General features: G+C 72.5%; 27 protein-coding genes and 1 pseudogene. 16 read left to right on the forward strand and 12 right to left on the reverse strand.

Annotated features, from left to right (window positions below; translation table 11 throughout):
* The first annotated feature begins 13 nt into the window (after positions 1 to 13).
* Complete coding sequence (locus OG247_RS22740) at positions 14 to 397, forward strand: VOC family protein (RefSeq protein WP_327253973.1); 384 nt, start codon at positions 14 to 16, stop codon at positions 395 to 397.
* 24 nt (positions 398 to 421) lie between these two features.
* On the opposite strand, the gene OG247_RS22745 is transcribed toward OG247_RS22740, so the two are convergent.
* Genes OG247_RS22745 through OG247_RS22755 form a run of 3 tightly spaced genes read right to left on the reverse strand, consistent with a single transcriptional unit; the run spans position 422 to position 2,614 of the window.
* Positions 422 to 982, reverse strand: coding sequence for a GNAT family N-acetyltransferase (locus OG247_RS22745; RefSeq protein ID WP_327253974.1), 561 nt, complete (start codon positions 980 to 982; stop codon positions 422 to 424).
* Positions 979 to 2,193 (reverse strand): DUF1266 domain-containing protein, encoded by a 1,215-nt coding sequence (locus OG247_RS22750; protein WP_327253975.1) that lies wholly within the window; start codon positions 2,191 to 2,193, stop codon positions 979 to 981. Before OG247_RS22750 ends, OG247_RS22745 begins: the two co-directional genes overlap by 4 nt.
* 10 nt (positions 2,194 to 2,203) lie before the next feature.
* Positions 2,204 to 2,614, reverse strand: coding sequence for an ATP-binding protein (locus tag OG247_RS22755; RefSeq protein ID WP_327253976.1), 411 nt, complete (start codon positions 2,612 to 2,614; stop codon positions 2,204 to 2,206).
* A 222-nt stretch (positions 2,615 to 2,836) separates the two neighbouring features.
* Between OG247_RS22755 and OG247_RS22760 the strand changes: the two genes are divergently transcribed.
* The 9 genes from OG247_RS22760 (at position 2,837) to OG247_RS22800 (ending at position 10,984) form a co-directional block, all read left to right on the forward strand.
* Positions 2,837 to 3,700 carry a helix-turn-helix domain-containing protein gene (locus OG247_RS22760; protein WP_327253977.1) on the forward strand — a complete coding sequence of 288 codons (864 nt, stop codon included), beginning with the start codon at positions 2,837 to 2,839 and terminating at the stop codon, positions 3,698 to 3,700.
* 4 nt (positions 3,701 to 3,704) lie between these two features.
* A complete protein-coding gene (locus OG247_RS22765; protein WP_327253978.1) occupies positions 3,705 to 3,887 on the forward strand; it encodes a DUF397 domain-containing protein in 183 nt (60 codons plus the stop codon).
* Entirely contained in the window at positions 3,884 to 4,369 is a 486-nt protein-coding gene (locus tag OG247_RS22770) for a GNAT family N-acetyltransferase (RefSeq protein WP_327253979.1), read from the forward strand. Before OG247_RS22765 ends, OG247_RS22770 begins: the two co-directional genes overlap by 4 nt.
* A 206-nt stretch (positions 4,370 to 4,575) precedes the next feature.
* Positions 4,576 to 5,421, forward strand: coding sequence for a hypothetical protein (locus tag OG247_RS22775; protein WP_327253980.1), 846 nt, complete (start codon positions 4,576 to 4,578; stop codon positions 5,419 to 5,421).
* A 121-nt stretch (positions 5,422 to 5,542) separates the two neighbouring features.
* On the forward strand, positions 5,543 to 5,950 hold the full coding sequence (locus OG247_RS22780; protein WP_327257584.1) for a hypothetical protein: 408 nt from the start codon (positions 5,543 to 5,545) through the stop codon (positions 5,948 to 5,950).
* 564 nt (positions 5,951 to 6,514) lie between these two features.
* Positions 6,515 to 8,449 carry a C1 family peptidase gene (locus tag OG247_RS22785; protein WP_327253981.1) on the forward strand — a complete coding sequence of 645 codons (1,935 nt, stop codon included), beginning with the start codon at positions 6,515 to 6,517 and terminating at the stop codon, positions 8,447 to 8,449.
* Between the two features lie 37 nt (positions 8,450 to 8,486).
* The gene (locus OG247_RS22790; RefSeq protein ID WP_327253982.1) at positions 8,487 to 8,798 is read left to right on the forward strand and encodes a protease inhibitor I42 family protein; all 312 of its coding nucleotides are present in this window, start codon (positions 8,487 to 8,489) and stop codon (positions 8,796 to 8,798) included.
* Positions 8,799 to 8,888: 90 nt separating this feature from the next.
* Complete coding sequence (locus tag OG247_RS22795; protein WP_327253983.1) at positions 8,889 to 9,548, forward strand: GntR family transcriptional regulator; 660 nt, start codon at positions 8,889 to 8,891, stop codon at positions 9,546 to 9,548.
* Entirely contained in the window at positions 9,545 to 10,984 is a 1,440-nt protein-coding gene (locus OG247_RS22800) for an MFS transporter (RefSeq protein ID WP_327253984.1), read from the forward strand. Before OG247_RS22795 ends, OG247_RS22800 begins: the two co-directional genes overlap by 4 nt.
* A 227-nt stretch (positions 10,985 to 11,211) precedes the next feature.
* Here the strand turns inward: OG247_RS22800 and OG247_RS22805 are convergent, their stop codons facing one another.
* Positions 11,212 to 12,204, reverse strand: coding sequence for a helix-turn-helix domain-containing protein (locus tag OG247_RS22805; protein ID WP_327253985.1), 993 nt, complete (start codon positions 12,202 to 12,204; stop codon positions 11,212 to 11,214).
* A gap of 25 nt (positions 12,205 to 12,229) precedes the next feature.
* Positions 12,230 to 13,084, reverse strand: coding sequence for a maleylpyruvate isomerase family mycothiol-dependent enzyme (locus OG247_RS22810; RefSeq protein WP_442813374.1), 855 nt, complete (start codon positions 13,082 to 13,084; stop codon positions 12,230 to 12,232).
* A 131-nt stretch (positions 13,085 to 13,215) separates the two neighbouring features.
* On the opposite strand from OG247_RS22810, the gene OG247_RS22815 reads away from it, so the two are divergent.
* The gene (locus OG247_RS22815; RefSeq protein ID WP_327253986.1) at positions 13,216 to 13,995 is read left to right on the forward strand and encodes a carbon-nitrogen family hydrolase; all 780 of its coding nucleotides are present in this window, start codon (positions 13,216 to 13,218) and stop codon (positions 13,993 to 13,995) included.
* A gap of 82 nt (positions 13,996 to 14,077) precedes the next feature.
* Positions 14,078 to 14,821 carry a hypothetical protein gene (locus OG247_RS22820; RefSeq protein ID WP_327253987.1) on the forward strand — a complete coding sequence of 248 codons (744 nt, stop codon included), beginning with the start codon at positions 14,078 to 14,080 and terminating at the stop codon, positions 14,819 to 14,821.
* A gap of 7 nt (positions 14,822 to 14,828) precedes the next feature.
* Here OG247_RS22820 and OG247_RS22825 read toward each other — a convergent pair whose 3' ends face one another.
* A complete protein-coding gene (locus OG247_RS22825) occupies positions 14,829 to 15,335 on the reverse strand; it encodes an LURP-one-related/scramblase family protein (RefSeq protein WP_327253988.1) in 507 nt (168 codons plus the stop codon).
* Positions 15,336 to 15,367: 32 nt separating this feature from the next.
* On the opposite strand from OG247_RS22825, the gene OG247_RS22830 reads away from it, so the two are divergent.
* A complete protein-coding gene (locus tag OG247_RS22830) occupies positions 15,368 to 16,168 on the forward strand; it encodes a hypothetical protein (RefSeq protein ID WP_327253989.1) in 801 nt (266 codons plus the stop codon).
* Positions 16,169 to 16,183: 15 nt separating this feature from the next.
* Here the strand turns inward: OG247_RS22830 and OG247_RS22835 are convergent, their stop codons facing one another.
* Positions 16,184 to 16,645, reverse strand: coding sequence for an SCO4225 family membrane protein (locus OG247_RS22835; protein WP_327253990.1), 462 nt, complete (start codon positions 16,643 to 16,645; stop codon positions 16,184 to 16,186).
* Between the two features lie 149 nt (positions 16,646 to 16,794).
* A pseudogene (locus OG247_RS22840) lies at positions 16,795 to 16,974 on the reverse strand (Uma2 family endonuclease); the annotation flags it as partial.
* A gap of 76 nt (positions 16,975 to 17,050) precedes the next feature.
* Between OG247_RS22840 and OG247_RS22845 the strand changes: the two are divergent.
* The gene (locus OG247_RS22845) at positions 17,051 to 18,889 is read left to right on the forward strand and encodes an NHL domain-containing thioredoxin family protein (protein WP_327253991.1); all 1,839 of its coding nucleotides are present in this window, start codon (positions 17,051 to 17,053) and stop codon (positions 18,887 to 18,889) included.
* Between the two features lie 123 nt (positions 18,890 to 19,012).
* On the opposite strand, the gene OG247_RS22850 is transcribed toward OG247_RS22845, so the two are convergent.
* From OG247_RS22850 to OG247_RS22860, 3 genes are all read right to left on the reverse strand, one after another.
* A complete protein-coding gene (locus tag OG247_RS22850) occupies positions 19,013 to 20,308 on the reverse strand; it encodes a M18 family aminopeptidase (RefSeq protein WP_327253992.1) in 1,296 nt (431 codons plus the stop codon).
* Between the two features lie 99 nt (positions 20,309 to 20,407).
* A complete protein-coding gene (locus tag OG247_RS22855; RefSeq protein WP_327253993.1) occupies positions 20,408 to 21,148 on the reverse strand; it encodes a hypothetical protein in 741 nt (246 codons plus the stop codon).
* 215 nt (positions 21,149 to 21,363) lie between these two features.
* The gene (locus OG247_RS22860) at positions 21,364 to 23,190 is read right to left on the reverse strand and encodes an acyl-CoA dehydrogenase (protein ID WP_327253994.1); all 1,827 of its coding nucleotides are present in this window, start codon (positions 23,188 to 23,190) and stop codon (positions 21,364 to 21,366) included.
* Positions 23,191 to 23,532: 342 nt separating this feature from the next.
* Between OG247_RS22860 and OG247_RS22865 the strand changes: the two genes are divergently transcribed.
* Positions 23,533 to 24,000: an SseB family protein gene (locus OG247_RS22865; protein WP_243330916.1), complete on the forward strand. Its 468-nt coding sequence runs from the start codon at positions 23,533 to 23,535 to the stop codon at positions 23,998 to 24,000.
* A gap of 31 nt (positions 24,001 to 24,031) precedes the next feature.
* Complete coding sequence (locus OG247_RS22870) at positions 24,032 to 24,991, forward strand: ArsR/SmtB family transcription factor (RefSeq protein ID WP_327253995.1); 960 nt, start codon at positions 24,032 to 24,034, stop codon at positions 24,989 to 24,991.
* Between the two features lie 5 nt (positions 24,992 to 24,996).
* Here the strand turns inward: OG247_RS22870 and OG247_RS22875 are convergent, their stop codons facing one another.
* Positions 24,997 to 25,431 carry a hypothetical protein gene (locus OG247_RS22875; RefSeq protein ID WP_327253996.1) on the reverse strand — a complete coding sequence of 145 codons (435 nt, stop codon included), beginning with the start codon at positions 25,429 to 25,431 and terminating at the stop codon, positions 24,997 to 24,999.
* Positions 25,432 to 25,584: the final 153 nt, after the last annotated feature.

Genomic DNA, 25,584 nt, shown 5'->3' on the forward strand with positions numbered 1-25,584 from the left:
AAGGCTGGGGCGCATGGTTTCGGTAGTGCAGAACGTGGCGATCGACTGTGCGGATGCCTATGGGCTGGCCCGCTTCTGGAGCGGCGTGACGGGCCGCCCGGTGGATCCGGACGCCCGACCGGGTGACCCGGCGACACAGGTACTGCTCGCGCAGGGCCCGGCGCTGTACTTCAACCAGGTGCCCGAGGCCAAGACGGTCAAGAACCGGATCCACCTGTGCCTGCGCCCCGAGACCTCGAGCGAACAGGAGGTGGACCGGCTCCTTGGCCTCGGCGCCGTACTGGTCGCCGATCGCCGGAACCCCGACGGCTCGGGCTGGGCCGTCCTCGCCGATCCCGAGGGCAACGAGTTCTGCGTCCTGCGCAGCGAGTCCGACAAGGCCGCCATGGACTCCTGACCGTGCGCGCTCGCGCTCGCGCCTTCAGCGCCGCAGATCGAGCAGCATCACGTCATGCAGGTCCGCGTCCGCGGACCGGGGCCTTGCCTCGCCGATCTTGCGGTATCCCCACGCCCGGTAGGCGACCGAGGCCGCCCTGGCCTCCGGGTGGACGTTCAGCAGCACCCGCTCGGCCCGGATGTCATCGAGCAGCGCCGTGTGCAGACTCCGGGCGACACCCTGTCCGCGCCACGGTGCGCGCACGGCGAGTTCCACGAGCCCGAAGGTGCGGTGGCCGTCCTCGCGGCGCATGGCGGCGGACACGGGCTCGGTGAGTTCGTCCCACCACACCGCGTCGGGTGCGAGCATCCAGCCGTAGGCCATGCCGACCGGTTCGCCCTCCGGCGTACGGGCCAAGGCCGCGCGGAAGCCGTGCCGGCGTGTCTGCGCGGGGAAGTGGAGGAAGGCGGCGGCGACGTCCTCCCCGGTCTCCTCGTACGGGGGCTCCGCGAACGCTTCGGCGTAGATCAGCCGGAACGCGTCCGCGGCCCGCAACGCGGCCGCGCCGTCCATGTGCTCCGTCGTGATGGGCGGTTGCCGCGTCATGTCTGCCAGGGGATGTTGCGCCAGGGGCTCGCCGGGTCGGTGACCAGGGTGAGGTGGGTGGCCAGCACGCCCGTGTACCACTCGCCGAACTCCTCCTCGTCGAAGTGCAGGCAGCGCCCCAGGGCGTACCCGGCGGAGAACTCCTCCCACGAGCGGTACGTGGCCTTCGCCGCCTCCCCGGCTCCCAGTACGCCGTGCTCCGCGTCGGCCAGGGTTCCGTAGCGGGTCCCGAGGCCCCAGCGGGCCATCTGCGAGGCCCGGCCCTGGTCCCAGCCCTCCACGGAGCGGACCCAGCCGTCCTCGGGGAGCAGCCCGTCGGCGCGGAAGCGCTGCTCGTAGCGGGCGATCCGGCCGATCAGCCGCTGTACGCCCGTCACCTCGCCCTCCACCTCGGCGGTGGGGCGGGGCGCGGCGACGGTGACCCCCTCGGGGGTGAGCTGCGGTTCGGCGGCCCGTTCGGCGCTGCGGCGTAGGGAAGAGGCGGCGGCGTGCCGCCAGTGCTCCACGTCCACGGGGCCGGCGAAGTCGGAGGCGAGGAGGCGGCGCACGCGCAGCGCGAACTCCCAGACGGGGCTGACCATCTCGGTGGCGAGCAGGCGGCGCAGCGTGTCGTGCCACTCGGTGGCGCCGGTGATGCCCCAGCCCTTGCGCAGCCGTTCGCGCTCACGGGTGTAGCCGTTGCCGTGGTAGGCCAGCGCGTTCCAGAACTCCCCGTTGGAGACGGCGAGATGGGCTCCGACGGCGAGTCCGTGCGCGACCGGCCCGTGCAGCGGGCCGCCGACGTGCAGGGAGTGCACGGCTCCGGGGGCGAGGCCCCAGACCGGGGCCGCGGCGTCCCAGTGGGCGCGCCAGCGGGCGAGGTCGGCCGGGGTGGTGGTGAGGTAGGCCTCGGTGGGGGAGCCGGGGTTCACGGCGAGGTGCGGGGGGTCCGCGGAGTCCCAGGCGTTCGAGAACCAGGCGAGTGACCTGGGCAGGTACACGGTGTGCGGGTCGGGGACGGGCAGCATCCCGCGGGTGTGGACGACGAGGCAGCGCCGGTCCGGGGTGGGGTGGAAGCGGGCCGTCGTGGGCTCGGCGTCGACCTGCGCCCGGGACTGCGGCAGGAACAGCTCGCTCCGGGCGAGGGCGTCCAGGTATCCCGGCCAGTCCCCGCGCGCCTTGGCCTCGTACAGCTCGCGCTCGATGGAACTCGGCGCCGTCCACCCATCCATGTGGATCACCCTAACGGGGGGACTCGCGCCCTCCGCCCTGGGCCAGCTCCGCCCACACCGTCTTGCCGACGATCCGGTCCGTACACCCCCAGTGCGCCGAGAGGGCTTTGACGATGTGCAGTCCGCGCCCGAACTGGTCGTGGTCGGCGACCGCCGCTCGCGGTTCGGGGCGGCGCTCTCCTTTCGGATCGGTGACCTCGATGCGGAGCACTGCTCCGGTGAGGCTGACCTCGACCCGGAAGTACCGGTCCCAGACGGAGCCGTGCAGCAGCGCGTTGGTCGTCAGCTCGCTGGTCAGCAACGCCGCGTCGGCCGCCAGCTCGGGCCGCCCCCACGCCACGGCGAGCCACGCGGTGTGCCGGCGGGCGGTGGGTACGGAGTCCTGGCGGGGCGGGTAGTTCCGTACGTCGTGACGCTCCATGACCTTGCACCTCCGGTACGGGCGGTGGCATGCCGGTGCCGCTTCGTGGGCAGCCCGGTGCGCTTCCGCCAACTGACTCTGTGCGGTGAGTGGTTCGTCACCGACCGTAGGGTGAGCGCGTGGATGGGTGCAACCTCTTCCGGAGATATCTATCCCCACGGAGTAGTTGTGCGGTTCGGTCCGGGCGCGGAAGACTGCCCCGGGTACGAGGAGGTGGATCAAGTGCCCACGGACAACCGGGTATCCACGGTGCTGGCACGCCGACTGGGCGGGGAGCTGCTGCGCCTGCGGGACGCTGCGGGCCTGACGCAGCCGCAAGCGGCGCAGGTGCTGAGTGCGACGGCGGCCAAGGTCGCCAAAATGGAGCGAGGCTGGGTTCCGTTCCGGGACCCGGACATCGTCGCCCTGTGCAAGCTCTACGGGGAGACGGACGAGTCGGCCGTCGCCGGATTGCTGGCGCTGGCCAAGCTGGACCGCGAGCGGCGCAAGGCCAAGGGCTGGTGGCAGCAGATGCACCTCGTCGGCAACCTTGGTGAGTACATCGCGATGGAGCAGGTGGCCACGCGGATCCGTACGTGGCAGCTGGCCCTTGTTCCTGGATTGCTCCAGACTCCCGAGTACATTCGGGCGCTGGGGGTCACGTCCAACTGGTCGCACCCCGACGAGATCGAGGTGCTGGTCACGTCTCGGGTCAAGCGACAAGCGCGGCTGTGGGGCGAGCAACCACTGGAATTCCACGCGGTGGTGTGGGAGGCCGCATTGCGCCAGCAGATCGGTAGCCCCGAGGTGATGCGTGGGCAGCTCAATCACCTGGCCGAGATGGCCAGGCTCCCCCACGTCCACGTGCAGGTGTTGCCTTTCCGGGCGGGAGGGCACCATGGCGCCTCGGGCTCGTTCAACATCGTTTCGTTCGCTGAACAAGGTGCATTGGACGTCGCTTACGCCGAGACGGCCGCGGCTAAGGTTTGGGTGGAGGGGTCGGAAGGCAACGAGGCGTTCAGCCGGGCCTTCGCACGGGTGTCCCGTCTGAGTCTCTCGCCGCATGACTCCGTGAACCTGATCGACTCCATCAGCAAAGGTATGTAAGCCCGTGAACCAGTTCGAGTTCGTGAAGTCCAGTTACAGCGACGACCAGGCCGATTCGGAGTGCGTCGAGGTGGCCACCAACATCGTCGGCACGGTCGCCGTCCGGGACAGCAAGCGGGGCGACGGGCCGGTCATCCGGGTCACCGCCACCGCGTGGGCCGACTTCGCGGCGACGCAGGCCGGGTGAGCATCCGGACCGGGCGGCTGACCCTGCTGCCCCTGGAGGTCGCGCACGCCGAGGAGATGGCGGCCGTGCTGGGCGATCCGGAGCTGCACGGCTTCATCGGCGGAGCCCCCCTCACCGAGTCGGAGCTGCACGCCCGCTACGAACGACTGGTCGCCGGTTCGCCGGACCCCGCCGTCACCTGGTGCAACTGGGTGGTCCGGCTCGACGCCGAGGACTGCCTGACCGGCACGGTCCAGGCGACCGTGTCCGGGGAGGCCGCCGAGATCGCCTGGGTCATCGGTACGCCCTGGCAGCGCCGCGGCATCGCCGTCGAGGCGGCCCGGGCGATGGTCGAGTGGCTCGGGACGCAGGCCGGGGTGCGCACCGTCATCGCGCACGTGCACCCCGACCACACCGCGTCCGCCGCCGTCGCCACGCGGGTCGGACTCGCCGCCACGGACCGGGTCGAGGACGGCGAGATCCGCTGGGAGGGGCCCGCCTGACGGGGCATCGCCCGAGGGTGACGGTGTACGCGCAGGTCAAGGGCGTACGTAGGCCGGTTGCGCGGCGTGTCCGCACGGGCGGTGCGGGGGCTCGGGTTGCGGGGGCTGACGGGGTGTCGGTGAGTGGGCTGGGACACGTCCCATGTCGCGTCCCACGTCACGCTCCGGCACGTCCCATGTCGGGGCTCCTCGACAGGAGAGATTCGTTGCACCGCATCACGCGTTACACCGTCCCCGCCGCCCTCTGCCTGACCCTGCTGACCGCGTCCCCCGGTCTGGCGTCGGCGGCGGCGGAGTCGTCCGCGAAGCCGCAGGCCGCCGCCGCGTTCGTGGCGGCCGCGCCGGCCGGGAAGGCGATCCCCGGTACCGAGGCCCTGCTCGCGCAGGTCCAGTCGCTGGGCGGGCTCGGCGGGCTGCTCAAACCCATCACCGATCTGCTGGCCGCCATCCTGAAGTCCCCCGACGGCAAGATCCCGGAGGCGGACCTGGCCGCCTTCAAGGAGAAGATCGCCGCCGCGATCGAGGACCTGAAGAAGAGCCTGCCCGCCGCCCCGGCCCTGCCGGTACCGGTCCCGCCGGTGGAGGCCCCGAACCTCCCGGTGGACCCGCCGAAGCTCCCGGTCGAGGCCCCGAAGCTTCCGGTGGAGGCCCCGGCGGTCCCGGTCGAGGCTCCGAAGCTGCCGGTGGAAGCTCCGAAGCTCCCTGTTGAGGCCCCGGCGCTGCCCGTCGAGGCGCCGAAGCTGCCGGTCGAGGCTCCGAAGCTCCCGGTGGCGGCGCCTGCGCTGCCCGTGGCGCTCACCGTCTCCGTCCGCAAGGCCGCCAAGCCCGCCGCCGGCCCGCTCGACCTGGCCACGGGTGCCATCGACAAGCTCAAGGGCTCCGTCGACGGCCTCACCAAGGCCGCCGGCCCCTGCGGTTGCTCCACCGACGCCAAGGCCAAGGCCACGGACGTGGTGACCGACCTGGTCGCGGCCCTGGTCGCCCTGCTCACCGGCCTCGGCCTCCCGGGCCTGCCCCCGCTCCCGGCCCCGGTCCCGCTGCCCGTCCAGTAACACCGCACCCGCCGCACCCCCGGCCCCGGCGCTGCCCGCCCACCAGCGGCAGCGCCCCGCCGGGTCGGTCGCGGTCGGTTGCCTGCTTCGCGGGGCATGAGACGGTCTGGCCGTGACAGAGATGACGGGTGGGTTGGAGTCGGCCCTGGCCGAGGCGTCGTCCCCTTCGTGGACGCGACGTGCTCGCGCCGGGCGCGACCTCGCTTCCTTCGCCGATGTTCCGGAAGCTGCGGAAGTCCTGGTGAGGCTGCTGCTGGATGCCGAGGACACCGCGGTGACGCGCCGGACGGCGGAGGCCCTGGCCCGCACGGGGACGACGGCCGCGGTGAGGCTCATCGCTCTCGCGGTCGTGGAGGCCGACGACAACCGGGCCGACTGGCTGCAGACCGGGGTGCACGACGCACGCGTGGGGCCGGACGGTGTGCCGGACGTAGCCGAGGCCTGCGCAAAGCTCGCCCAGGATCAGGAGGAACCGGTCCGGCGGGGCGCCGCGGAGATCTCGGCGTGGGCAGCCGGGACAAGCCGCTGACCTGAACGGCATGCACATGGGCGCAGCCCGGTTCCCCCTGACCGATGAGATCGGTGCACCCCCGGCCCCGGCGCTGCCCGCCCACCGGCGGCAGGGCCCCGCCGGGGGCGATCGCGGCCGGGCAAGGCCCGCCCCACCCCGATGCTCGCCGCCGGAGCGGCGGCAGGCCCCCGCTCGGGCGAACCCGCAGCAGCGGCAGTGTCCCCGCCCCCGCGCTGCCCACCCATGAGCGGGCAGGGCCCCACCCCGGTGCTCGCGTTCGAGCAAGGCTCGCCCCCACCCCGGAGCTCAGGCGGAGCGCTGCCCGCATCAGGCTCGCCCCTGGGCGGCAGCGCGGCCGCGCCCCGGCGCACTCCGAGCAGCGGAGCGGCGGCCGCACCCCCGGGCGGGCCGCGCCGCCGGTGCTCGCCGAGCAGGGCGGCGTCCCCGGCCCGGGGGGCCCGTTCACCGAGCGGCCAGCGCCCCCGCGTGCCGCCGCGCGACCGTACGGACCCCCTTGACGCGCCCCCCGCGCCGGTGGACGCTCCCGGGGCGCGGATCCGTACGGTGCGTTGGGGGGCCGGTATGCCGGAGCAGTCGGAGGGGCGTGTCCAGACGGCGGGGGAGCTGCGGGCCCTGCTCGCGGCGTGCGGGGCGCGGTGGTCCGTGAGCGAGCACCTCGCCGACGGGGATCGCGTACCGAGGCCCGCGCTGGGCCTGGGCGCGAGCACGGCGGCGGCAGCGGAGCTGACGCCCGCCGGGGCCGCGCCGCCGGTGGACCTGCGGAGCCTCGTGGGCCGGGCCAGCGGCAATCCGCACCTCACCCGGCGCAGGGCGGCGCACGGGCTGCTCCCCGACACCGACACCGGCACGGGCACCGGCACCGGGGCCCCCGCCCGCCCCTCCGCCGTGGACTGGCGGAGCCGGTGGGGGTGGCCCTGGCTCACCAAGGTGCAGGACCAGGGCCCGTGCAGCGCCTCATGGGCGTTCGGGGCGGCCGGCCTGGTGGAGTCGATGGCCCGCATCGAGCACCACGTGTGGGCCGAGCGGTCCGAGGGGGACGTGCACGACGGGATGAAGGCCCCCTGCGGGCAGACGGGCAGCCCCGAGGCCGCCCTCGACTGGATCCGGACCAACGGCGGACTCGCGGACCCGGGCTGCTGGCCGTACTCGCCGCCGCCGCCCGGTACCCCGGTCGACCGCCGGGAGGCCTGGCGGGCCGAGTACACCCCGAGCTGGGACCGCTCGGGCCGGACCGTCCGCATCACCGGGGGACACGTCCTGCTCGGCGACGTGGAGCAGCAGAAGGTCTGGCTGGACACGGTGGGCCCGCTGACCGCCTGCTTCGACGTCTACGAGGACTTCTTCGGCCTCGGCTCCGGCGTCTATCACCGCACCAGTGACCGCCTGGCGGGCGGCCACTGCGTCCTGATCACCGGCTACGACGACGCGGCGGGCTGCTGGCTGTTCAAGAACTCCTGGGGGACCGGCTACCACGTGGGCGGCCACGGCCGGATCGCGTACGGCGAGGCGCGGATCGACGACTGGGCGAAGTGCGGGCTGCAGGACACCAACATCGACCCGTGGAGCAAGCGCCGCCTGCACACCGGCAACGTCTACGAGAGCGGCAACGGCCGGGCCCACCGCAACTTCGAGATGGCGTCCCTCAGCGGAGTCGGCGGGGGCTCCCTGACCCACTGGTGGCGCGAGGGCGACGCCCCCTTCGCCTGGAACCGCGCCCAGAGCTTCGCCTCCGACGCCTCGGGCCAGCCCGCCTTCACGGGGACCACGTACAACCGGAACATGGAGTCCCTGCACGTCACCACGGGCGGCCGGCTCCGCCACTGGTACTACGAGCACTTCGCCGGCGCCTGGCGCGACGGCGGCGCCTTCGGCCCCGGCGACGCGGCGGTCGGCTCGACCCCGGCCTTCATCCAGAGCGACTACGGGGCTCCCGGCAACTTCGAGGTGGTCGTCCGCACCGCCGACGGCCGCCTGGGCCACTGGTGGCGGATCAACGGCGCTCCCTGGACCTGGAACGACGGCGGCCGCTTCGCCTCCGGCATCGCGCACTTCGGCCCGGCCCTGGTCCAGACCCGCTCCCGCCACCTCGACCTGGTGGCCACCCGCACCGACGGCCGGATGCAGCTGTGGTGGCGCGACGACCCGAACGGGTTCGTCTGGCGCCCCGGCGAGGTCTTCGGCTCCGGGATCACCTCCGCGCCCTGCCTGATCGAGGCGCAGTACGGGGCGGCCGACGAGGACACCGCCGGGAACTACGAGCTGTGCGTGACGGGCGCGGGCGGCCGCGTCGAGCACTGGTGGCGCGGCAACGCGGGCGGCGCGGCCTGGCAGCGCTCCACCGTCTTCGGCCACGACGTGCTGGCGGTCACCGGGATGCTCCAGGGCAGCTTCGGGTTCAACCTGGAGGTGATCGTCCTGCGCACGGACCGCCTGCTCCAGCACTACCGGCGCGACGGCGCGGGCTGGCACGAGGGGGCGGTGATCGGCCCGGCATAGGCCGTCTCCGCAGGAGATCCGCAGGAGAGGAGTCCGCGTGGAGGTGCGCGAGGTGGCGCTCGCGCCCGGTGAGCCGTACGAGCTGCGGCTCACCGGGCGCGGTGCGCGCGGCTACGTCTGGACCTGGCGGGTGACGGGGGACGCGGACGCGGTCTCGGTGGCGGAGGGGCCGTCGGGGCCGCCGGACCCTGCCGCGGGGCCGCCGCTGCCCGGGGCGACGGTGGAGCGGCTGTACCTCGTACGGGGGCTGGTGGCGGGCCGGGCCAGGATCCGCTTCGCGCAGGTGCGTCCGCCGTATCCGGACGAGGCCGCGTACGACGAGTTCGTGCTGGACGTCACGGTGCGGTGAGGGACGGTGCGGTGAGGATCCACATGCGGTGAGGGTCCACATGGTGGACGGGCTCCCGGGTTGCACCTCTGTTGTATCTATGCTGTGCGCATGCCACCCGCCCGAACCGCCGGTACCACCGTGACCGCTGCCGAACGCGTCTACCAACACGTCAAGCAGGCCGTGCTCGACCGCCGCTACGAAGGCGGGGTGCTGTTGACCGAGGGCGAGCTGGCGGACGCCGTCGGGGTCTCGCGCACACCGGTCCGCGAGGCGCTGCTGCGGCTGGAGACCGAGGGACTGCTGAAGCTGTACCCGAAGAAGGGCGCGCTCGTCCTCGCGGTCTCCGCCCAAGAGATCGCCGACGTCATCGAAACCCGGCTGCTGGTCGAGGAGTTCACCGTCCGCCGGGCGGTACCCGCCCCGGCCGGGCTGCTGGAACGGCTCGCGGAACTGGTCGAGGAGCAGCGCCGGCTCGGCGACGCGGGCGAGCTCGGGGCGATGATGGCCGCCGACCGGGCCTTCCACGCGGAGATCGTGCGCAGCGCCGGCAACCAGATCCTCTGCCGCCTCTACGACCAACTGCGCGACCGCCAGCTCCGCATGGGCGTGGCCCTGCTGCACGCGCACCCCGAGCGGGTGGAGCGGACGCTGGCCGAGCACCGGGAGATCCTCGACGCCCTGCGCGCGGGAGACGCCGACACGGCCGCCGCGGCGGTACGGGCCCACGTGAGCCGGGTCGGGGAACTGGTGCGGGGGTCCGCCCGATGAGCTCCGCGTCCGCCGCCTCCCCTGCTGTCTTCAAGGACCCGCCGGGTGGCCGCAAGGCGGTGCTCGTCTGGTCGATCGGCGTCGCCGTCTACTTCGTGGCGGTCATCTTCCGCACCAGCCTCGGCGTCGCCGGGCTGGAGGCCGCCGACCGCTTCCACGTGAACGCCTCGGCGCTGTCCACCTTCTCCCTGCTCCAACTCCTGGTCTACGCGGGCATGCAGATACCCGTCGGCCTGATGGTGGACCGGCTCGGCACCAAGAAGGTGCTCACCCTCGGCGCCGTGCTCTTCACCGCCGGCCAGATCGGCTTCGCGCTCTCCCCCTCCTACGGGATGGCCCTGGCGGCCCGCGCCCTGCTGGGCTGCGGAGACGCCATGACCTTCATCTCCGTACTGCGGCTCGGCACCCGCTGGTTCCCGGCCCGCCGGGGCCCGCTGATGGCGCAGTTGGCCGGCCTGGTCGGGATGGCGGGCAACCTGATCTCCACGCTGGTGCTGGCCCCCGTGCTGCACGGGGTCGGCTGGGTGCCCGCGTTCGCGGGCAGCGCGGTGGCGGGGCTGGTCGTGCTGGTCCCGCTCGTGCTGTTCCTGCGCGACCACCCCGAGGGCCACGAGCCCGCACCGCAGGCGGGCTCCGGCGCGCGGGGATTCGTACGGCGCCAGATCGCCGACTCCTGGCGGGAGCCGGGCACCAAGCTCGGCCTGTGGGTGCACTTCACGACGCAGTTCCCGGCGATGGTGTTCCTGCTGCTGTGGGGGATGCCCTTCCTCGTCGAGGCCCAGAGCCTGTCCCGGACCACCGCGGGCGGGCTGCTGACCCTGGTGGTCGCCTCGAACATGGCGCTCGGCCTGGTCTACGGCCAGATCATCGGCCGCAGGCAGTCCTCCCGGATCCCGCTCGCCCTGGGCACGGTCGCCCTGACCGCCCTCCTGTGGGGCTCGGTCCTGGCCTATCCGGGGGACCACGCGCCGATGTGGCTGCTGATCGCGCTCTGCCTGGTGCTGGGCACGTGCGGGCCGGCATCGATGATCGGCTTCGACTTCGCCCGGCCCGCCAACCCGGCGGAACGTCAGGGCACCGCCTCCGGAATCACCAACATGGGCGGTTTCATCGCCTCGATGACGACCCTGCTGGTGGTGGGCCTGCTGCTCGACGCCACCGGGGACGACTACCGCATCGCGTTCTCTTCGGTCTTCGTCCTGGAACTCCTGGGCATCGCCCAGATCCTGCGCCTGCGCGGCCGCGCCCTGGCCCGCGAACGCGAACGGATGGGAGCGGGCGTCCTCCCCGGCTTCCTCCCCGGCGTCGGCCCTGCCACCGCCCCCGCCGGCGGCCCCGCCGTCCCGCCGGCCCCGGTTCCGGCCGCCACCGCCGTGGCCGCCGCCGGGGCCGGCGCCCCCGTCGGCACCCCTGCCGACCCACGACCGTCCGGGTGACATCCGGAGCCGGCCCGGCTTGTGCGCGGCCCCCGCACCGAGGAGGACGGGACGGGTCCGGGTGGGACAGACCCCCGTCCTTTCCCACCCATCCGTCCGCCCACTCCACGGAGTCGGGTTCCGGCCAACGCGTGCCGAGCCTATGAGGGCCCCGCGCGGCCGGGTGTGCACTGCGCGCAGGGACCGTTGACAATGCGCGCAGCGGCCCCGGCCGTGCCCGGGGCCTGCTACTCCTCGCGCGCCGGACCCTCCGCGGCCGCCGCGGCCTGCCGCGGCGCCGCGCGGCGGAACCCGCTGGGGCTGAGCCCGTACGTGTCGCGGAACAGTCGGCTGAACACGGAGGCGTTGGTGAACCCCCAGCGCAGGGCCACGGTGTGGACGGGGACGGCGAGCTGTGCGCAATCGGCGAGGTCGGCGTGGCACCGCTCCAGCCGGCGCCGGCGGATCGTGGCCGCGACGCTCTCCCCGCGCTCCCGGAAGAGGAGCTGGAGCCGGCGCAGCGAGAGGCTGTGCCGGGCGGCGACCACGGACGGGCTCAGCTCCGGATCGCCGAGGTTGTGCCCGATGAAGGCGTCGATCCGCGCCAGCAGGGCCCGGGTCCGGCTCTCCTCGGACAGTTCGTCCTCGGCTCCGATCCGCCCGGCGAGGCAGGCCCCGGCCAGGTCGAGGGCGACGGACCCGAGCTGCTCCAGCTCGCCGGGCCCGCACTCCTCCCCGTGCGCGGCCAGGGAGCGCATGTACTGCGCGAGGATCGCCCCCATCCCCCGGTCGGCGGGGATCCGCTCGGCGAGCAGCCGCTCCACCCGGTCCGACCGAAGGGGGAGCGCCGTGCGGGGCAGCGAGAGGAGCACGACGTGGAGCGGCTGGGTGCCGAGGACGCCCGACTCGAAGGGGCGGGAGGTGTCCCACAGCACCAGGTCCCCCGAGAAGGGCCCCGAGTCGTGCCGGTTCTGCGCGACCCACGTGGTCCCACTGGTCACCAGCCCCAGCTGGTACTGCTCGGGATCGCTGCTGCGCACGTGCGCCGCCGTGCGCCGGGAGTGCAGCGGGGCGTAGCCGAGCTGCTTCACCTGGACGGAGCCCAGGTCCAGCACGGCAGCCTCCGCCCGGAAGTCCAGGGCGTGCTCACTCTTGATCGACGTGGACACCAACTCCTGCGCCACCACGTCGGCGAACCAATCGAACCGGTCCGCCGCCGGCACGGCAGCGGACGACATCATCGACCACACCAAGGGTTCTCCGAACCTAAGGAGTCACGGAGAAGTTGGCCAGGATGGCGTCGGCCAGCGCCGGGTCGCCCTCCACCTTCACCCGGTCGGCCACGGTGTGCGGACGCACCCGGCCGGCCGCGAGGCGTACGTACGTCTCCCAGTCCAGGGTCAGCGTCACCGCGGGCCCCAGCGAGGGGGCCTTGTCGATGGTGCCGCGGCCCTCCGCGTCGACCCGTACGGTCCGCATGAACTCCAGCGCCCCGTGCACATCGATGACGACGGCCGAGTTCGCGGGCGCGCCCGCCTTCTTCGCGACCACCTTCGGCAGACCGGAGAGCAGTACGTCCCTGGCCACGTAGGCCCCCGGCGAGTCCCAGTTCCCCGGTGCGCCCAGGGCCGCCCGCAGGTCCTGCTCGTGGATCCACACGTCGAACGCGCGCAGCCGCAGCGAGTGCTCCAGCGTCGCCGGCTCGCCCAGCGGGCCGCGGATCATCGTGTCCGGTTCCCGCTTCTCGTTCCGCAGCTGCCGGGAGCGGCGGATGATCGTGTACTCCAGCTCGGAGGTCATCTCGGGCGCGGTGTGGTGCCGCCGCACGTCGACCTGTACTTCCATGTACCGGGAGAACTCGTCGACCACGTGCCGCAGGTCCCGAGGCAGGGTGTGGATCGGCCGCGGGTCGCCCAACTGCTCGCACTCGATGCCGATGACGTGGGAGACGACATCGCGCACGGACCAGTTCGGGCAGGGCGTCGCCCGGCTCCACTCGCCTTCCGTCAGCGGAAGGACCAGCTCGGATATCGCCTCGATGGAGTGGGTCCACGCGTCGGCGTAGGGCTGAAGGCTGGGATGCGGATGGACGGTCAACGGGACCCCTCGCGTGCTGTTCATTGGCGCATTGGCGCGTTCTGGAAGCTTGTGCAATGGCTTCAAAACTACGCTGCCGGTGAGCACCCCGGCAGTGCTTTCGTGTGACGATCGTAGGCCCGAGTTGACGGCTTGACAGCCAGGACGGTGGTACTGTGCGCGCTTCCCTGATCCAAATCGCGGTGAATGAGGGGGAGTCGGTGGTTTCCCGCCGCTCCCGTGCCGCCGACCTCGTGCGCGAACAGTCCGGCTCGGACCTCGTCGTCCTGCCGGAACTGTGGACCGTGGGCGCCTTCGCCTACGAGCAGTTCGAGACAGAGGCCGAGCCGCTGGACGGCCCGACCTACGGGGCCATGGCCGCGGCCGCCCGCGATGCCGGGGTCTGGCTGCACGCCGGCTCCTTCGTGGAGCGCGCGGGCGACGGCTCGCTCTACAACACCGCGCTCGTCCTCTCCCCGACGGGCGAGCTCGCCGCCACGTACCGCAAGATCCACCGCTTCGGCTTCGACCAGGGCGAGGCCGTCCTGATGTCCGCGGGCGAGTCCCTGACCACGGTCGCCCTGCCGGAGCAGACCCTCGGCCTCGCCACCTGCTACGACCTGCGCTTCCCGGAGCTGTTCCGCGGCCTGGTCGACGCCGGGGCGACGACGCTGGTCGTCTCCGCGGGCTGGCCGGCCCGCCGCCGGGGCCACTGGACGCTGCTGAACCGGGCCCGCGCCGTCGAGGACCAGTCGTACGTCCTCGCCTGCGGGACGGCCGGCACCAACGGCGGCGTGGAACAGGCCGGCCACAGCCTGGCCGTGGATCCCTGGGGCGAGGTCCTCGCGGAGGCGGGCCCGGGGGAGGAGGTCCTGACGGTGGACCTCGACCCGAAGAAGGTCGCCGAAACCCGCGAGCAGTTCCCGGCCCTGAAGGACCGCCGCCTCGGCCTCTGACCCCGCCGGACCTGCGTGCTTTACTCGGCCGGAGCCATCGGCGGACGAGGGCGAGTACGGGGACGAGTACGGGGTGCGGGCCATGGCGGACGGAAGAACGGCGGCGGAACCGGAACAGGCGGCGGAACCGGAACCGGCGGTGGAACCGGCGGCGGAACCGGCGGCGGCGCCGGAACCGGGTTCCGCTGCTCCGGAGCGGCCCCACTGGCTCCAGCGCTCGCTGGCAGGCCTCGCCGTCCTCGTCATGGCCGTCGTGACGGCCTGGGGGATGGCGTCCCCGCAGGGCGCGCTCCTGCTGCTCCCCCTGGGCATCATCGCCTCGCCCCTCTTCGTCCGGGAACGCGAAGCCTTCCGCGTCCTGTGCCTCGTCCTCGGTGGGTTCGGACTCCTCTTCGGGACCCTGCTGGCCGTACTCGGCCTGTTCACGGTGATCCCGTCGGCGGTCGTCCTGTTGCTGGCCGCCACGGCGGATCCGCGCCGCCGCCCGGTCCTCGCCCACGTGTACGCCGGCGCCGCCGTGCTGTGGACCGCGGCGGTGCTGACCGGCGTGGGCTCGCTGGCGTACGACGCCTGGCTGCGGCCCTCGTACGCCTACTCCGTGGTCATCCCCGGCCCCCTGTACGGCGAGGACGGCCTCGCCAGGGGGGACCTCTGGCCGTACGGCGTGACGGGCATCCACGAGTCGCCCGTCGGTTCCATGACCCGGCTGGAGGTCACGTACGACGAGAGCCTCACCGGACCGGAGCGCGCCGCCCTGCGCGAGGCCCTGACGGCCATCCCCGGCGCGAGCCCGCTGCAGGACTGCGGCCGCGGCGACTGCGACTGAGCGGGGACTACGGCTCGTCGCCCGGGCCCTCCCGCTCCTTCTCCGCCATCCGGATCACGCACACCGCGACGGCGATCAGCAGCGAGGCGTCGGCGTCCTCGCGGACCACGTCGACGGCGTACGTCTCGCGGATCCGATACCACTGGCGGGAAATCAGCGCCAGCAGCTCCCCGTCGTACTCGACCTTGAACTCCCGGTCCAGGATCCGCCCGCTGACATCGAGCTCGGTGCCCTCGTTGAGCACCACCGAGTAGTGGTTGCGCAGCAGCGAGAACCGCTTCTTCCGGATCACCGCCAGCCGCCGCTCGTCGCGCTCCAGCGTCATCGCGTCGCGCAGGGCGAAGAGCTTCTCCCGCAGCGTGATGAGGATCCGCCCGTCGGGATCCTTCAGCTCCAGGGTGTCCCGGAACCGCAGGGCCTTCCCGTCCACGAGGAAGGCGTGCCGGCCGTCCTCGTCCTCGATCCAGTAGTCGTCCCCGATGGCCAGCATTTTGTCCCGTACCAGGTATTTCACGCCCTCATCGCTGCCCGCGATAGGTTCCGGTCATGCCACTCCTCTACGTGACCGACCTGGCCTACCCGGCGCGCGGCCGCCGCTACGGCGACGAGGACGTCTTCCTCACCGCACGCCTGCGCGAGCACTTCCCCCTCGCCCTGTGCCACCCCCTGGACGCCGAGGCCCTCCTCCCGGCCTTCGACACCGTGGTCGTCCGCAACAGCGGCCCGGTCCTCCACCACCAGGAGGCCTACGACTCCTTCCGCGCGGCCGCCCTCGCCGCCGGCACCCGCGTCTACAACCCCCTGACGGGCCGGGGCGACATGGCGGGCAAGCAGTACCTCGTCGACCTGACCGCCTCCGGCCACCCGGTCATCCCGACGATCGACGACCCGGCGCACGTGTCGGTGCTGCCGCCCTCCCCCACCTACGCGGTGAAGCCGAAACAAGGAGCGGACTCGATAGGCCTGACCTTCACCCCGCACCCGGACTGCGCCCCGGGGGAGTTCCTGATCCAGCCGCGCATCGACTTCGCGTACGAGGTGTCCTTCTACTTCGTCGACGACACCTTCCAGTACGCCCTCTACGCCCCCGACCCGGACCGCCGCTGGGAGCTGATCCCCTACGACCCGACCCCCGCGGACCTGTCCTTCGCCCGCACCTTCATCGCCTGGAACACCCTCACCCACGGCATCCAGCGCGTGGACGCCTGCCGCGCCCCCTCGGGCGACCTCCTCCTGGTGGAACTGGAGGACCTCAACCCGTACCTCTCCCTGGACCTCCTCCCGCCCGAGGTCCAGGACACCTTCGTCACCGCCCTGGTCCGCTCCCTCCACGCCTTCGGAGCCTGATCCGAGGGCCGCGCCCTAGGGCCGCGCACCCCGGGCGTCGCGCCGCCGCGCCACGTGGCGGAGCAGGGCCCAGATCGCGGCGGCGTTGATCAGGGCGCTGACCAGGACCGCACCGTAGAAGCCGAACTCGGTCCCCATGTCGAACTTGCCGTCGTAGGACGTGTCCGGTGCCACCCAGTCCGCGGGGCGCGGGGCGGACTCCGGATCGAACTCCGTGGGCACCGGCTCGGGAGGCGGCTGCGAGCCTTCGTAGACGGGCCCTTCGACCGGAGGCGTCTCGTCCAGGGCCGCTGCCGCGGGTCCGAAGGTGCTCAGCAGCAGGAGGCTGACCGGCGCGGTGGCCAGGATCGGCCAGACTCCGAAGAACCCGATGTCCCCGGTCCGGCTGCCGATCGCGATGTAGACCAGCATCCCGATCACCACGGCCAGGTACGCACCGGGCACCCACATCTCGGTCTTCGACCAGCGCCGCACCATTTCGTTTCCCCGTCCCGTTCCGCTTCGTTCGCTCTGTTGCCAGTCTCGAAGCTGCCGGGCCCCGCCACCTGAGTACGCCTACTCATCCCACCCTGCCCTGCGTACCTGGTCAGAGCCGTGCACGACCAGCACGGCGGGGAATTGCGCGACTAGAGCCCGGTGGTGTCGAGGTCGATCCCGAACGGCTCCGGGATGCGGATCGAGGTCCCGAAGGGGTGGGGGCCGTCGACCTCGGTGTAGCCGAGGCGTCCGGGCCCGGCGAACAGGGTGACGGTCTTCTCCATCCGGTCGACGAGGAGATAGAGCGGCGCACCGTACTCCGCGTACTGCTCGCCCAGCGTCCCACGGACCCCCGTGCCGTACGGGTGTGATCCGGCGTTCATACCCGGATGGCAAGCTTGAAGGATGAACGATGCTGCCCCGGCGCCCACCCCCGCGCCCGCGCCCCGCCGAGCCCGAGTCCGTGCCCCCGAGCTGATCGGCAAGGGCGGCTGGCTCAATACCGGTGGGAAGGATCTGACCCTCGCCGACCTGCGGGGGCGGATCACGATTCTCGATTTTTGGACCTTCTGCTGTGTGAACTGCCTGCACGTGCTCGACGAGCTGCGCGAGCTGGAGGAGAAGCACCGCGACACCGTCGTGATCGTCGGGGTGCACTCGCCGAAGTTCGTGCACGAGGCCGAGCACTCCGCCGTCGTCGACGCCGTGGAGCGGTACGGGGTGCACCACCCCGTGCTCGACGATCCCGAGCTCGCGACCTGGAAGCAGTACGCCGTCCGCGCCTGGCCCACGCTCGTGGTGATCGACCCCGAGGGGTACGTCGTCGCGCAGCACGCCGGGGAGGGGCATGCGCACGCCATCGCGAAGCTCGTGGAGGAGCTGGAGGCAGAGCACGAGGCGAAGGGGACGCTGCGGCGCGGGGACGGGCCGTACGTGGCGCCCGAGCCGGTGGCGGGGGACCTGCGGTTCCCCGGGAAGGCGCTCGTGCTGCCCTCCGGGAACCTGCTCGTCTCCGATACGACCCGGCACCAGCTGGTGGAGCTGGCCCCCGACGGGGAGAGCGTCGTACGGCGCATCGGGGGCGGCGAGCGGGGGTTCGGGCCGGAGGCCTTCAGCGAGCCCCAGGGGCTGGCGCTGCTGCCCGACGGGTCCGTGGTCGTCGCCGACACCGTCAATCACGCGCTGCGGCGGTTCGACCCCGCGACCGGGGCCGTGGAGACCGTCGCCGGGACCGGGCGGCAGTGGTGGCAGGGGTCCCCGACCTCGGGGCCGGCCCTCGAGGTCGACCTGTCCTCGCCGTGGGACGTGGCCTGGTGGCAGGGCAAGGTGTGGATCGCCATGGCGGGCGTTCACCAGCTGTGGACGTGGGACCCGCAGAGCGACACGGTGGCCGTGGCCGCCGGGACGACCAACGAGGGGCTCCACGACGGGCCGGCCGCCGAGGCCTGGTTCGCGCAGCCGTCCGGGCTCGCGGCCACCGAGGACCGGCTGTGGATCGCCGACTCCGAGACGAGCGCACTGAGGTACGTGGAGGTGGGCGACGGCGGCGGCCATGCCATCCGCACCGCCGTCGGCAGCGGGCTCTTCGACTTCGGGCACCGGGACGGCGACGCCGCCCAGGCGCTGCTCCAGCACCCGCTCGGCGTCACCGCGCTGCCCGACGGGTCCGTCGCGGTGTGCGATACGTACAACCACGCCCTGCGGCGCTACGACCCCGCCACCGGGCAGGTCACCACCCTGGCCACCGATCTGCGCGAGCCCAGCGACGCCGTGCTCGTCGGGGACGACATCGTGGTCGTGGAGTCGGCCCAGCACCGGCTGACCCGGCTGCGCCTTCCCGAGGAGGCCGTACGGGTCGACGCGGTGGCGCACCGCACGCAGCGGGCCGCCACCGAGGTGGCCCCCGGCACGCTGCGGCTCGACATCGTCTTCCGGGCACCGTCCGGGCAGAAGCTCGACACCCGTTACGGGCCCTCGACCCGCCTGCTGGTCTCCTCGACGCCGCCCGAACTGCTGACGGCGGGGGAGGGGGCCGGGACCGACCTGTTCCGGGAGCTCGCGCTGAACCCGGAACTGACCGAGGGCGTCCTGCACGTCTCCGCGATGGCCGCGTCCTGCGACGACGACCCGGAGAACGAGTACCCCGCCTGCCACGTCCACCAGCAGGACTGGGGGGTGCCGGTGAGCATCACCCCCGGCGGCGCGACCCGACTGCCCCTGGTGCTGGCGGGGATGGACGACTGAGCCGCCGTCCCGACTGGGCCACCGTACAGACTGGGCCACCGTCTCGACTGAGCCACCGTCAGCACCGTGCCCGCCGGGGGAGTCCCCCGGCGGGCACGGTCGTGACGGCGTGATGACGGGGGCTCAGTTCTCCAGGAACGCCAGCATGACGTTGGCCAGGAGGTACGGGTCGTCCGCGCCGCACAGTTCGCGGGCGCTGTGCATCGACAGGATGGCCACGCCGATGTCGACCGTCTGGATGCCGTGGCGGGCGGCGGTGATCGGGCCGATCGTCGTGCCGCACGGCATCGAGTTGTTGGAGACGAAGGTCTGCCACGGGACGCCGGCGCGCTCGCAGGCGTTCACGAACACCGCGCGGCCGCTGCCGTCGGTCGCGTACCGCTGGTTGACGTTGACCTTCAGGATCGGGCCGCCGTTGGCGCGCGGGTGGTGCGAGGGGTCGTGCCGCTCCGCGTAGTTGGGGTGCACGGCGTGGCCGGTGTCCGAGGAGAGGCAGATCGCGCCCGCGAAGGCCCGCGCGCGGTCCTCGTAGGAGCCGCCGCGCGAGAAGACTGAACGTTCCAGCACGTTGCCCAGCAGGGGCCCGTCCGCGCCGGTGTCCGACTGCGAGCCGTTCTCCTCGTGGTCGAAGGCGGCCAGGACCGGGATGTGGTCGAGCGTGCCCGCGGTGGAGGCCGCGGCGAGGGCCGCGACGCCGGCGTGGACCGACAGCAGGTTGTCCATGCGCGGGCCGGCCAGCAGCTCGCGGTCGCGGCCCAGGTAGGCCGGGGGCTCGATCGAATGGACCATCAGGTCCCAGCCGGCCACGGAGCCGCGCTCGAGGCCTTCCTCGTCCTCGAGGAAGGCGATCAGGTCGCCTTCGTGGACGTCGCCGAGGCCCCAGATCGGTTGCATGTGCCGCTGCTTGTCCAGCTTGAGCCCGTCGGTGTTCACCGACCGGTCCAGGTGCACGGCGAGTTGGGGTACGCGCATCAGCGCACGGTCGATGTTGACGAGCCGTTCGGTGCCGTCGAGCAGGGTCAGCCGTCCGGCCAGGCCCAGGTCGCGGTCGAGCCAGGTGTTGAGCAGGGTGCCGCCGTAGATCTCCACGGCGATCTGCCGCCAGCCCTGGGCGCCGGTGTCGGGCAGCGGCTTGACGCGGAGGTTGGGGGAGTCGGTGTGCGCGCCGATGATCCGGAACGGGGTGTGCGCGGCAGCGCCTTCGGGCACGTACCAGGCGATGATCGCGCCCCCGCGGAGTACGAACTTGCCTCCCGTGCTGGCGTCCCAAGCGTCGGTCTCGGCCAACTGCCTGAATCCGGCCTTCTCCAGCCGCTCGGCCGCGTTGGCCACGGCGTGGTACTGGGACGGACTCGCCGCCAGGAAGGTCATCAGGTCGTCGGTGTGGCCGCGGTCGAAGCGGGCGGCGGGAGAGCTCATGTGGTTCACCTTAACGACGGTCGTGTTCGTCATGGCCGGACTGCGGCGGATAGCCGGAGGAAGGGCCGCGGGGCGGGTGTCCCGGGCTCCCGGTGCTTGTCAGCCCGGCGGACGGTCGAAGCGGCGCTGCAACTGTCTGCGCTCGCCCCGGCGGATGCGCGGGAGCATTTCCGGGGTCTGCGCGGAGCGCTGCGCGCGCCTCTTGCGTCCGGCGCAGAAGATACAGGCCTCACCGGGAGGGGCGTCGGGATCGATGGGTGCGCCGGGGTGCTCGGAGCAGCCCGAGGCGTTGCGCGGCCGGGACAGCTCCCGGGCCACGATGAAGGCGCGGTGCAGGTCGTCGGCCATCGCGACGAAGTCGTCGGGGGGCGAGGAAAGGTTCAGGTGGAAGCGCCGCTCCTCGACCGTGCGCAGGCAGCCGTGCAGTGCCTGGAGGGTGTACGGGGGCTCGGGCACCGGGTACCCGAGCCGGCGCTGCTCCCCGGCGGGCGGGGCGGCGGACGCGGCCCGGGCGCCCTGCGCGCGCAGTCCGAGGCGGCGCCGGTCGTTGCAGATCAGGCAGCGCCCCCAGCCGTCGGGCGCCTCGGGGTCGAGGGCGCCGTTGGGGTGCTCCGGACAGCCGGTGTAGCTCTTGGCGGGCGCGAGCCCGGCGGCGGTCTGGAAGGCGGTGTAGAGGGCGTCGGCCACCGATTCGTACTCGGTGGGGTGGGCGCCCTCGTAGAGCTCCTTGAGGTGGTCTCCGAGGCTGCCCACGGCGGACTGCAGCTCCCTCAGGGCATAGGGCCGCCCGGTCGGGACGGAGTACCCCCTGCTGCCGCGCTGCTGCTCCTGTGGACTCATACCCACGAGCGTCGCACGAACCACCGACATCCCGGGAACCCCGCAGCCCACGGGCCGTACGGGGCCCCGGAAGAGCCGGTGGGCGCCGCGGCCGGCGGGCACCGCGGCCCGCGCGCACGCCGACGGCCGGGCCCCCGTGCGGAGGACCCGGCCGTCTGCGCGTACGTACACCGCGTACAGCTGGGGGATGGAGTTTCCCGGGGGACCGGCGGGGCCTAGAAGGCGGCCTCGTCGAGCTCCATCAGGGTGTTGTCGACGGACTCGGCGAGCGCGCGGGCCACCGAGACGCCCGGCAGGATCTGGGAGGCGAAGAACTTCGCCGCCGCGATCTTGCCGGTGTAGAACGGCACGTCCTTGGCGGAGGCGGACGGCAGCTTCTCGGCGGCCACGGCCGCGCCCTTGAGGAGCAGGTAGCCGACGACCACGTCACCGGAGGCCATGAGCAGCCGCGTGGTGTTCTGGCCGACCTTGTAGATGTTCTTGACGTCCTCGCCGGTGGCGGTGAGGTCGACGATCATCTGGCCGACGATGGCCTCCAGGTCGACGGCCGCCTTGGCGAGCGCGTCGCGGGCCGGGGCGAGGTCCTCGCCGCCGGGGCCCTCGGCCAGGAACTTCTTCATCGTCTCGGAGAGGACGTTGAGGGAAGCGCCCTGGTCGCGGACGATCTTCCGGAAGAAGAAGTCCTGGCCCTGGATGGCCGTGGTGCCCTCGTAGAGGGTGTCGATCTTGGCGTCGCGGATGTACTGCTCGATCGGGTATTCCTGCAGGTAGCCCGAGCCGCCGAAGGTCTGGAGCGACTGCGCGAGCTGCTCGTAGGACTTCTCCGAGCCGTAGCCCTTCACGATCGGCAGGAGCAGGTCGTTGAGGCCCACGAGGGACGCGGTGTCCTCGCCGGCGGCCTGCCCCAGCTGGATCTCGTCCTGGATCGAGGCGGTGTAGAGGACCAGGGCGCGCATGCCCTCGGCGTACGCCTTCTGCGTCATCAGCGAGCGGCGCACGTCGGGGTGGTGCGTGATGGTGACCTTGGGGGCCGCCTTGTCCATGAACTCGGCGAGGTCCGGACCCTGCACGCGCTCCTTGGCGTACTCCAGCGCGTTCAGGTAGCCGGTCGACAGGGTCGCTATGGCCTTCGTGCCGACCATCATCCGGGCGAACTCGATGATCATGAACATCTGGCGGATGCCGTCGTGCTTGTCACCGATCAGCCAGCCCTTGGCGGGGTGCTGGTCGCCGAAGGTCATCTCGCACGTGTTGGAGGCCTTGAGGCCCATCTTGTGCTCGACGTTCGTCGCGTAGACGCCGTTGCGCTCGCCCAGCTCGCCGGTCTCCCGGTCGAAGTGGAACTTCGGGACCAGGAAGAGGGAGAGGCCCTTCGTGCCCGGGCCGTGGCCCTCGGGGCGCGCGAGGACGTAGTGGAGGATGTTCTCCTCCATGTCGTGCTCGCCCGAGGTGATGAAGCGCTTCACGCCCTCGATGTGCCAGGAGCCGTCGTCCTGCTTGACCGCCTTGGTGCGGCCGGCGCCGACGTCCGAGCCGGCGTCCGGCTCGGTGAGGACCATGGTGGAGCCCCAGCGCTTCTCGACGGCGAGCGCGGCGATCTTCTTCTGGACCTCGTTGCCCTCTTCGAAGAGGACGCCGGCGAACGCCGGGCCGGAGGAGTACATCCAGACGGCCGGGTTCGCGCCCAGGATCGTCTCGGCGAACGCCCAGATCAGGGAACGGGGCGAGGTGGTGCCGCCGATCTCCTCGGGCAGGCCCAGGCGCCAGTACTCGGAGTCCATGAAGGCCTTGTAGCTCTTCTTGAAGGACGCCGGGACGGGCGCGGTGTTCGTGGCCGGGTCGAAGACCGGCGGGTTGCGGTCGGCGTCCTCGAAGGAGGCGGCCAGCTCGTTCTCGGAGAGCTTGGCGATCTCGCTGAGGATCGTCTTGGCGGTCTCGGTGTCCATCTCACCGAACGGGCCAGTGCCGTACACGTTGTCGCGGCCGAGTACCTCGAAGAGGTTGAACTCGATGTCGCGGAGATTCGACTTGTAGTGCCCCATGGCGACGGCTCCGTTAAGGCTCGGTGAGAGTGGTTCCTCGTGCATACCAATCGGTAACGTAATGATGCTACCCACCGGTAATAAGAGCAACCCTTCCGTGGCGACTGTGACCAGGGTCAAGTTCGAGCGCGCACCGAACGGTCTTGATCCCGGGCCCTGGACGACCTCCATTGCAGCGCGAGCGCGTCGAGCAGGGCTCGACCGCGCCCGGACTCCGCGTCGTCCCGGCCCGGCCGGCCACCGCGACCGCGGTCCCCGGCCGGCCACCGCGACCGCGGGCCGAACGCCCACTGACCGGAACTCGACGCCCCGGCGGCCCGCCGCCTCGGTAGGCTTCGGGCCATGTACGGCTATGACCAGAACGTGAGCGCGGGGCAGCAGGGCGGCTACGCCCAGCCCCAGCAGGGCTACGCGCAGCAGCAGCCTCAGCAGCCGCTGTACCCCGAGCCCTCGCCGCCCTCCCTCGCGGACGCGGTGCGCGCCTTCACGACCGGGTCGCTGTCCGCCGAGGACTTCCAGCAGATCTTCGCCTCCTCGAAGGTCTACTGCCCGCGCGGCGACACCCCGGGCTTCCTGGCGCTGCACAACACGCAGCAGCCGGTCATCCCGATGTTCACCACCCTCAAGGAGCTCCGCCGGTACGCCGGCAAGGAGTCCAAGTACTTCGTGATCACCGGCGCCGAGGTGATCGACCTGCTGCCCACCGGCTACGGCTTCGTCCTCGACATGGAGGGCGACCACCGGATGGTCTTCGACGCGAAGGCGGTCGAGCAGATGGTCGACTTCGCCATGCGCCGCATGTACGGCTAGAAGCCGACGGTCGGGCCGGTAGGGGGCGGACATGCTGCGCGTGCACTTCGAGGCCGAGGACCTGCTCAACGTCACGTTCGCGAGCGAGCCGCTGCCCCTGGTGGAGCTGGCCCTCGCGCTCGTCGCCGCGCAGCGCACGGACCAGCAGGCGGTTTTCGGCCGTTGGCGGAGCCTCGCCGCGCGGGAGCTGCCGGGGCGGGTGCGGCCGCTGTTCGACCTGCTCCGTCCCGACGGGGACAACCCGCAGTTCGTGGAGCCGTACGTACGGAACCTCGAGGAGGGCCTCACCGTCATCCGGGACGGAGCCTCCTTCCTCACGCCGGAGGGGCTCGCCCGCGCCGCCACCCGCGCGCCCGGCTCCCCGTCCTGGCTACGCGCCCTGTGGGGCCGCGACCGGCAGGCCTGGGACCAGCTCGACGCCGCGATCCGGTCGGCGTACGACGTCCTCATAGCCCCGCAGTGGCCGCGGATCCGGCAGTCCTTCCAGGCGGACGTGGCCTGGCGGACCCGACTGCTGGCCGCGCACGGGATCAAGGCCTGCCTGGCGAGCACCCACCCGGAGGCCGACTGGTCGGGCCTCGTCTTCGAAGTGGGCCGGCCGCCGGACTACGAGGTCCGGCTCGGCGGGCGCGGGCTGGTGCTGATGCCCTCGCCGTTCTGGACGGGCCGCCCGCTGCTGGTCGACCAGCCGGACGGGTCGTACGTACTCCTCTACCCGGCGCTGACCCCCCTGCCGCTGGTGTCCCCGGACCGGGCGGACGGCGCGCTGGACGCGCTGCTGGGGCGGACCCGGGCGGCCGTGCTCCAGCTGCTGATAGAGCAGCGGACCACCTCCGAGCTGGCCCGCGACCTCGACATCAGCCTCCCGTCGGTCTCGGAGCACACCCGCACGCTGCGCGCGGCGGGCCTGATCACCACGGCCCGGGACGGCAAGGCGGTCCTGCACTCGGCGACCGCGCTGGGCGTGGACCTCCTGCACAGCGGCGCCTGACCCTTTCAGGAGCGGTGGCGGAGCCGCCAGAAGACCGCCGCCACCGCGATCAGCGCGACGGCAGGGGCGGCGTACGCCCACAGGAGGGCGAGGTCGGGGCGGTGGGCGAGGGAGATGCGGATGCCCGCGAAGGCCAGGGCGCCGACCCCGTAGGCACCGCCCTCCACGCTCCCGAACCCCGCCGACCAGCGCAGCAGCAGGCAGCAGGCCAGGCAGAGGACGCCCCAGGTGGCGAGGTAGGGCCACGGCGAGCCGGGGAGCGGTTCCAGCGGGCTGACGGTGGACGCCCACCGGTAGGAGGCGTACCCGAGGGCCACGACCGTGGCGGCGACGGCGGCGGACCAGCCCAGTGCGGCGAGCGCGGCCCGCGGGTTCCCGTGACCAGGGTCCGCCTCCGCGCCGGGCTGCGCGCCGTCGGCCTCGTTCGTCGAGGTGGTCACTGATGGGGCTCCTGTCGTGCGGCGTGCGGCGGTCCGTACATGTCGATCATGAGGACGCCCGTCCGGGGCCTCTGGTTGTCCCGGGGAAGCGCAGGGGGGTGCCTGACCTTTCGGCCACCACCGAAACCATCGCGGCGAGGGCCGCGAGTCCCG

The sequence above is a fragment of the Streptomyces sp. NBC_01244 genome (assembly GCF_035987325.1).
Classification (GTDB): domain Bacteria; phylum Actinomycetota; class Actinomycetes; order Streptomycetales; family Streptomycetaceae; genus Streptomyces.